The sequence below is a fragment of the Burkholderia sp. Ac-20345 genome (assembly GCF_017104825.1).
Classification (GTDB): domain Bacteria; phylum Pseudomonadota; class Gammaproteobacteria; order Burkholderiales; family Burkholderiaceae; genus Burkholderia; species Burkholderia lata_B.
This window is the reverse complement of the sequence record NZ_JAAGPO010000039.1, coordinates 60,131-68,616: the sequence shown is the minus strand read 5'-3', so window position 1 is coordinate 68,616 and position 8,486 is coordinate 60,131. Positions and strand designations below refer to the sequence as shown.

Below are 8,486 nucleotides of genomic sequence, written 5' to 3'. Positions count from 1 at the left end.
GAAGCGGCGCGCGCACGCGGCGCCGATACCGGTGCCAGCGCCGGTGATCGCGATCGTGCGGGGTTGCGGGTGGGTCATGTCGTGCTCCGGAAAGGTGTCGTTTCCGGTCACTTTAGGCGGCGCCGGCGAGCGCCGGTATCAGCCGAAAGGATGAACGCGGGCCGCATCCGGTCGACCGGGGCGGCAGCGGGCCATTTTGCAAAGGCTGACGATGTCCGGCGCCGAATCGCTCTATCCTCCACATTTTTGCGATAAGTCACGAAAGCCCGGCAGAATAGCGCGGGCGGGCCGCGTATCGACGCGCGGCACATCGGCCGGCCGATTCCGTCGTGCGAGCGGAGCGGCAGGCCGGCGATCCCGGCGTGTGCGCGCACTCGACGCGCGGGCGTTGCATCGGCAGGGGATCGCGCCACGACAACATATCGCCCGGTAGCGCGCTCGCGCGCCGGATCATCGACAAGAACAGGGAGGGCCGGCTATGAGGCTGGACGACGAAAGGGAAAGCACGAACGTCGAGGATCGCCGCGGCGCCGGCGGGTTCGGCGGCGGGCGCGGCGCGACGATCGGCATCGGCACGATCGTGATCGCGTTCGCCGCGTCGTATTTCTTCGGGATCGACCCGCGCGTGGTGCTCGAAGGCGCGTCGGCGCTGCAGGGCCGCCAGCAGCAGGCGCAGCCCGCGCCGGGCCAGCGGCAGGGCGCGGCGGCGAACGAACCGGGCGCGGTGTTCACGCGCAAGGTGCTCGGCAATATCGAGCGCACGTGGACGGGTGTGTTCAACACCCAGCTCCGTGCGCAGTACCAGCCGCCGACGCTCGTGATGTTCGAAAACTCGACGCCGACCGCATGCGGCACGGGCCAGACCGCGATGGGGCCGTTCTATTGCCCGGGCGACCGCAAGGTGTACATCGATCTCGGTTTCTACGACGAACTGCGCAAGCGTTTCGGCGCGGGCGGCGATTTCGCGCAGGCTTACGTGATCGCGCATGAAGTCGGCCATCACGTGCAGAACCTGCTTGGCATTTCCGATAAGGTCGACGCCGCGCGCAGGCGGGCGAGCCAGGCTCACTCGAACGCGCTGTCGGTGCGGATGGAGCTGCAGGCCGACTGCTTTGCCGGCGTGTGGGCGAACAACGCGCAGCGCGCGAACCAGCGGCTGATGGAACCCGGCGATTTCGAGCAGGGGTTGAAAGCCGCCGCCGCGATCGGCGACGACCGGCTGCAGCAGCAAGGGCAGGGCTATGTCGTACCGGAGAGCTTCACGCACGGCACCAGCGACCAGCGCGTGTACTGGCTGCGGCGCGGGATGGAGTCGGGCGAACTGAGCGCCTGCGACACGTTCGCCGCGAACGCACGCTGAAAGCGGCGCGCGTAACGTCGCGCGCCCGCATCGTCCCGGCCGAACCCGCGATGCCGGCCGGGCCGGGACGATTTGCCGATTTGTGCTCACCGGCGCTTTTCGGCGCCGGTAGGCTGGCCCGAACTTCGATCTTCGATACGTTCGCCCGCCAGCCGATTCCACCATGCCGACCACAACCATTCCCGCGGATCAGGACGCCGCCGACTGGCAACGCGCGCTGCGCGCGTGCGTGGACGCGTTCGACGCGTTCGCGAGCCCGTCCGCGATCGTGTTCTACCGGCTCGACCAGAGTGGCGAACCGGCCGATTTCGAGCTGTTCGGAATGCCGGAATCGATGCATCGCACCTATGTCGCGCGCTACCGGATGCTCGATCCGCTGCATCCGTCACGTTGCGCGGCAGGCGAGTGCGCGGTCGTCACGCTCGCTTCCCAATTGCCTGACGAAAGGCGCGACGCGTCCGCATACTGGACCCGTTTCCTGCGGCGGCACGACGTGGCCGACGTCGTCGAGATCTGGCTGCGTGATGCGGGCCGGACGGTCGGCGCGTTCTCGCTGCTGCGCTTCGGGTCGGGCGAAACGCGCGGCGGCGTGGCCGGCAACAGCACGGCCGGGCGGTTCGCGCCCGGCGAGATCGATGCGCTCGCACGGCTGCAACCCGTTGCCGAAGCCGCGCTGAGCCCGCTGCTGCGCGCGCGGCGCGGGATCCACCGGATCGGCTGCGAGGAGCGGCTGACCTATCGCGAGGAGCAGATCGCGCGCCTCGTGCGCGACGGCCGCTCGAACAAGGAGATCGCCCGCGATCTCGCGCTCGGCCAGCCGACCGTCAAGACGCACCTGATGCGCATGTACCGCAAGCTCGGCGTGTCGAACCGCACGGAACTGGTCGGGGCGCTGTTCCTGTAATTCGTCGGATAATTGCGGTCCGGACTTCGAACCTTTCGCGATCGCCGATTCATGAATACCAACGCCAAAGCGCTGCTGGCCGTGCTGCTTGTCCTGCTGGGTGCCGCGACGGCCTCGACAGCCTTCGCGCAAGAGAGTGAGCCCGATCCTTGCCTCGTGCTGCAACCGACCCGGATCGCCCCGGACGACGTCGGCGAGGCCGGTGACTATCCCGGTGGCGGGTGGCTCGGGCTGATTCCGGTCGGGAACCGCTGGAAGCTCGCACCCGCTAGCGTCCGGTTCGAACCGTCGCAGCCGAGCGGCGACATCGTCGACATCAAGTCAAACCTCGGAAAAGCCGTGGCGCTGTTCCGCTGCAAGTCGCTCAGGCAGGGCAAGGTCGACGCGGCGAACCTGGCGTTTCCGAAAGACGGGAGGGCGATCGAGCCTGGCGGCAGCCCGCTGCCTTTCGGTTTTCACGGCCGCCGGTACGCACTGCGCCACACGGTATCCGGTGCGGTGATTGCCGAAGGCGACGGCAAGCGATCGGTCCTGCATGACTTCGATGGCAGCTCGCCGCCGTTCAGCGCGTCGCTGATCTGGGCGGGCGACCTCGATCGCGACGGCCGGCTGGACTTCCTGATGGAATTCGAAAGCGATCTCGGCGCCAGCTTTTGCCTGTTTACATCGGGTAGTGCGAAGGAAAACGAACTGGTCGGTCAAGCAGGCTGCATGAACGTCAGTGGCTGACCGGCGTCGGTCCCGGGCCGACTGACTGCCTCGACCGCCAGCCATCCCGCGGGGTTCGAACCCGCCCCCCCAGCGCCCACGCGCTGCCAATTTGCGCTCACCGGGCGCGAACCCTCGTCGATACAGTGGAACGACGCCCGCGTGCCCGTGCGCATGCGGTCCAGCCACGACAATCCTCGAGACGCCCATGAGCACCACGAATTTCGTCGCCGTCAGCGACACCGTGCGCACCTTCGTTGCGCGCGATTTCGGCCTCTTCATCGACGGTGAAATGCAGCCCGCACACGCGGCCGCGCGGCTCGACGTGTACGACCCCGCGACGGGCGAGCGGCTTGCGACGGTCGCGGACGCCGACGAACGCGACGTCGACCGCGCGGTCGCCAGCGCGAAGCACGCATTCGACACCCGCGTGTGGAGCGGCCTGCGCCCGGCCGACCGCGAACGCATCCTGCTGAAACTCGCCGACCTGATCGAGCGTGATGCCGAAACGCTCGCGCAGCTCGAAACGCTGAACCAGGGCAAGTCGATCCACGTGTCGCGCGCGATCGAAGTTGGTGCGAGCGTCGAATACGTGCGCTACATGGCCGGCTGGGCGACCAAGATCACCGGTCAGACGCTCGACGTGTCGATCCCGTTCCCGCCCGGCGCGCGCTATACGGCCTATACGCGCAAGGAGCCGGTCGGCGTGGTCGCCGCGATCGTGCCTTGGAATTTCCCGCTGATGATCGCGGTGTGGAAGCTGATCCCCGCGCTCGCGGCCGGCTGCACGATCGTGCTGAAGCCGTCGCCGGAAACGCCGCTCACCGCGCTGCGCCTGGCCGAACTCGCACGCGAAGCCGGCGTGCCGCCCGGCGTGTTCAACGTCGTCACCGGCGGCCGCGTGTGCGGTGCGGCGCTCGCGAGCCACCCGTCGATCGCGAAGATCTCGTTCACGGGCTCGACCGCGACCGGCAAGCTGGTCGGCGCGGCGGCCGTGCAGAACATGACGCGCTTCTCGCTCGAGCTGGGCGGCAAGAACCCGATCGTGATGCTCGACGACATCGACGTCGCTCAGGCGCTCGACGGCGTCGCCGCCGGCGCGTTCTTCAACCAGGGGCAGGTGTGCGCGGCCGCGTCGCGCATCTATGTGCACCGCAGCAAGTTCGCCCAGCTCGCGGACGGCCTCGCGGGCGTCGCGCAGTCGATGAAGCTCGGCGCGGGCCTCGACACGACCGCTCAAATCAACCCGCTGGTCTCCGCGCACCACCGCGACAAGGTCGTCCAGCACATCGAAGGCGCGCGCCGCGCGGGCCTGACGTTCCTCGCGGGCGGCGCGCCGGCCGACGACCTGCCCGGCTACTACGTGAAGCCCGCCGTGATCGCCGATCCGCATCCGGACAGCGCAATCGTGCGTGACGAAGTGTTCGGCCCGGTGATCGTCGTCGTGCCGTTCGACGACGCGGCCGACGCGGTGCGCCTCGCGAACGCGTCGCCGTATGGCCTTGCCGCGAGCATCTGGAGCAACGACCTGAAGCGCGTGATGAACCTCGTGCCGCAGATCGAGGCCGGCACCGTGTGGGTGAACTGCCATATCCCGCTCGACCCGTCGATGCCGTTCGGCGGCTACAAGCAATCGGGCATCGGCCGCGAATTCGGCCAGTACGCGATCGAAGGCTTCACTGAAACCAAATCCGTCTGCATCGCGCACTGACGCGCGGCATCAACCCCGAACCTCGAACCCTGAACCAGAACGACCCAGGTTCAAACGATCCGACAGTGGAGACTGCAATGAGCTACAACGAAGCGAAATTCTGGCATCCGATGGTGCACCCGAACGAGATGAAGCAACGCAAGCCGATCCGCATCGTGCGCGGCGACGGTTGCTACGTGTTCGATGAAGAGGGCCGCAAGCTCGTCGACGGCGTCGCGGGCCTGTGGAACGTGAACGTCGGCCACAACCGCCAGGAAGTGAAGGACGCGATCGTGCGTCAGCTCGACGAACTCGAATACTTCCAGCTGTTCGACGGCATTTCGCATCCGCGCGCGGAAGAACTGTCGAAGAAGGTGATCGACATGCTCGAACCGGAAGGCATGCGCCGCGTGCTGTACAGCTCGGGCGGCTCCGATTCGATCGAGACCGCGCTGAAGATCGCGCGCCAGTACTGGAAGGTGCGCGGCCAGGCCGACCGCACGAAGTTCATCTCGTTGAAGCAGGGCTATCACGGCACGCACTTCGGCGGCGCGTCGGTGAACGGCAACACGGTGTTCCGCCGCAACTACGAGCCGAACCTGCCCGGCTGCTTCCACGTCGAAACGCCGTGGCTGTACCGCAACCCGTTCACGCACGATCCCGAAGAACTCGGCCGGATCTGTGCGGAAATGCTCGAGCGCGAGATCCAGTTCCAGAGCCCCGACACGGTCGCTGCGTTCATCGCGGAGCCGATCCAGGGCGCGGGCGGCGTGATCGTGCCGCCGGCCAACTACTGGCCGCTCGTGCGCGAGGTGTGCGACCGTTACGGCGTGCTGCTGATCGCCGACGAAGTCGTGACCGGCTTCGGCCGCAGCGGCAGCATGTTCGGCAGCCGCGGCTGGGGCGTGCGCCCGGACATCATGTGTCTCGCGAAGGGGATTTCGTCGGGCTACGTGCCGCTCGGCGCGACGGTCGTGAACGCGCGGATCGAGGACGCGTTCGCCGCAAACGCCGATTTTGGCGGCGCGATCATGCACGGCTACACGTACGCGGGCCACCCGGTCGCATGCGCGGCCGCGATCGCGAGCCTCGACATCGTCGTGAAGGAAGACTTGCCGGCGAACGCGGCGAAGCAGGGCGCGTATCTGCTCGAAGCGTTGAAGCCTTTCGCGGAACGCTTCGCGGCGGTCGGCGAGGTGCGTGGCAAGGGGCTGATGCTCGCGCTCGACCTCGTCGCAAACAAGGACACGCGCGAACCGATCGACCCGCTGTCCGGCTATGCGAACGCGGTCGCGGAAGTCGCGCGCGAGAACGGCGTACTGGTGCGCCCGGTCGGCACGAAGATCATCCTGTCGCCGCCGCTCGTGATCCAGCGCGAGCAGCTCGACCGGATCGTCGACGCGCTCGCGGCGGGCTTCGAGGCCGTGCCGTTCGCGTGATGGGATGACAGCGTGACGGCACGCCGGCGGCGGGCAGTACAGCTGTCGCCGGTTTGCCGATTTGCGCTATGACCGGATTATTTTGCCTGCGTATTTTTTCGACATCGGATCGAGGTGTGATCGACAGGGGGCCCGGGAATCGAAGCGCTGAAGCGCCGCCCCGGGCTGACCGCAAAGCCATGGAACCCCGGCCGCCGACGAAGCGGCGGCCAGGGTCGACACAGGAAGGAGACAGGGATGTCGGGATGGTCAGGAGTTACCGGCGCAGCGGGCGGCACGCCCGCCGGCACGCCGGCTGAAGCGGGTGGCGGCACGGCGCTGAACGCGGGTGCGGTCGGTTTTCCGACCGCGCTGGCGAGCGCCGTCGGCCTTATCATGGCAAGCCCGGTGATTCTCACCGCGACGTCGGGCTTCGGAATGGGCGGCTGGGCGTTCGCGGTCGCGATGATCATCGCGTTCGTGATGATGCAGGCGCAGGCGACGACCTTCTCCGAAGCCGCCGCGATGTTGCCGACGGCCGGCTCGGTTTACGATTACCTGTCGTGCGGGCTCGGCCGCTTCTGGGCGATCACCGGCACGATCTCCGCGTATTTCCTCGTGCACGTGTTCGCCGGCACGGCGGAAACGATCCTGAGCGGCATCATGGCGCTCGTCAATTTCGAATCGCTGAATGCCGCGTTCGAGAAGCACAACAGCTCGTGGCTCGTCGGCGTCGGCCTCGTCGTCACGTTCGCGATCACCAACATCATCGGCATCAAGGTGTTCAGCAAGCTCGAGATCGTGCTGACGGCCGGCATGTGGCTGTCGCTGATGATCTTCGGGATTCTCGGTCTTGCGGCCGCGCCGGCCGTGCATCTCGACGGCTGGTTCGGCGGCTCGGAAGTCGGCACGTCGGTGCCGGCCGTGCTGTCGCTGGTCGGGATGGCGATGTTCATGTTCGTCGGCTGCGAGTTCGTCACGCCGCTCGCGCCGGAAATGAAATCGCCGGGCAAGACGATCCCGCGCGCGATGGCGCTCGGCCTCGTCGGCGTCGCGATCTGCATGTTCCTGTACGGCGCGGCGATCCGCCGCCAGGTCGCGAACGTGCCGGTGAGCCCCGACGGCCTCACGCACCTGCTCGACACGCCGGGCGCGATTCCCGCGTTCGCGCTGCAGGTGCTTGGGCCGTTCGGCCGCATCTGGTTTGGCATCGCGTTCCTCTGTGCGGGCGCCGCGACGATCAACACGCTGATGGCCGGGCTGCCGCGCATCCTGTACGGGATGGCGATCGACGGTGCGCTGCCGCGCTGCTTCGCGTACCTGCACCCGCGCTTCAAGACGCCCGTGGTCGGCATCGTCGCGGCGGCGATCGTGCCGATCTTCCACGCGTGGCTGATCAACGGCAATCTCGACAGCATCCTGCACCTCGTGCTCGCCGCGACCTGCGCGTGGGGCACCGCGTACCTGCTCGTCACCGCGTCGGTCGTGATGCTGCGGATTCGCCGGCCTGACCTGCCGCGCCCGTACCGTTCGCCGCTGTTCCCGTTGCCGCAGATCGTATCGAGCGTCGGCATCATCCTGGCGATCTGGTACATCACGCCGCCCGGCATGAATGCGCGCGACATCTACGTGCCGTTCGGCGCGATGCTCGGGCTCACCGCGCTGTACGCACTGTTCTGGACGCTCGTCGTGCAGCGCCGGCATCCGTTCAAGCCGGTGCCGGTCGAGGAAGTGCTGCGCAACGAGCACGTCGCATCGTGAAGGCCGCGCTCGCCCGCTGGCGCGCGGCGCCCGATGCGCCGCCGCCCGGCCATCGGCCCGGTGCGATCGCTGCGCGCGTGCTGGCCGACCTGCGCGCCGAGCGCGATGCCGACGGGGCCGGCAGCCTGACGGCCCGGCTGCCGAACGGCGTGCGCGTGAGCGTCGACGAGCGTGTCGACCGCCAGTTCCTGATGCATACGGTCAGCGTGAAGGTGGCGGCAACCGCGTGCGGCCCGGCCGCGCAGGGCAGCGCGCGCGTGCGCCAGACCGGCTGGCTGCGCCGCACCGGCGTCGACGCGGTGGCTGCGCCGGGATGCGACCCCGGATTCGTCGACACGGTGGCCGCGCTGGTCGCCGAGCCGTCGCTGGCCGATGCGTTGCGACCGCTGCACCTGACCGACTGTACGATCGACGCGCGCGACGGCCGCTGGACGCTCGCGATCGTGCCGTTCGGCGGCAGCGAGGTCGTGAACCGGATGCCGTCGTTCCGCCGCTACGTTCGCCTGACGGGCGAGCAGGCCACTGCGCTGTCGGCGGCCTGTCTTGCGTTCGAAACCGCACTACGCAGGATTTTGCACGGGTAAGCTGTGGCGTTGCGCGCCGGGGAACCGGCGGCCGCGTTTAAGGGTTTTACCGGAGATGCCG

General features: G+C 68.1%; 7 protein-coding genes. All 7 read left to right on the top strand.

Features of this window, described 5'->3' with window-relative positions; genetic code table 11:
• Positions 1-478: 478 nt before the first annotated feature.
• The 7 genes from G3O06_RS16645 (at position 479) to G3O06_RS16615 (ending at position 8,425) form a co-directional block, all read left to right on the top strand.
• Entirely contained in the window at positions 479-1,360 is an 882-nt protein-coding gene (locus G3O06_RS16645; protein WP_175005712.1) for a neutral zinc metallopeptidase, read from the top strand.
• A gap of 163 nt (positions 1,361-1,523) precedes the next feature.
• A complete protein-coding gene (locus G3O06_RS16640; protein WP_205816804.1) occupies positions 1,524-2,264 on the top strand; it encodes a LuxR C-terminal-related transcriptional regulator in 741 nt (246 codons plus the stop codon).
• A gap of 51 nt (positions 2,265-2,315) precedes the next feature.
• Positions 2,316-2,993: a hypothetical protein gene (locus tag G3O06_RS16635; protein WP_205816803.1), complete on the top strand. Its 678-nt coding sequence runs from the start codon at positions 2,316-2,318 to the stop codon at positions 2,991-2,993.
• Positions 2,994-3,180: 187 nt separating this feature from the next.
• Positions 3,181-4,683, top strand: coding sequence for an aldehyde dehydrogenase family protein (locus G3O06_RS16630; protein WP_205816802.1), 1,503 nt, complete (start codon positions 3,181-3,183; stop codon positions 4,681-4,683).
• 77 nt (positions 4,684-4,760) lie between these two features.
• Entirely contained in the window at positions 4,761-6,101 is a 1,341-nt protein-coding gene (locus G3O06_RS16625; protein WP_205816801.1) for an aspartate aminotransferase family protein, read from the top strand.
• A 237-nt stretch (positions 6,102-6,338) separates the two neighbouring features.
• Positions 6,339-7,841, top strand: a complete 1,503-nt coding sequence (locus tag G3O06_RS16620) for an APC family permease (RefSeq protein WP_174914916.1) — start codon at positions 6,339-6,341, stop codon at positions 7,839-7,841.
• Entirely contained in the window at positions 7,838-8,425 is a 588-nt protein-coding gene (locus G3O06_RS16615; protein ID WP_205816800.1) for a DUF3156 family protein, read from the top strand. Before G3O06_RS16620 ends, G3O06_RS16615 begins: the two co-directional genes overlap by 4 nt.
• Positions 8,426-8,486 lie beyond the last annotated feature (61 nt).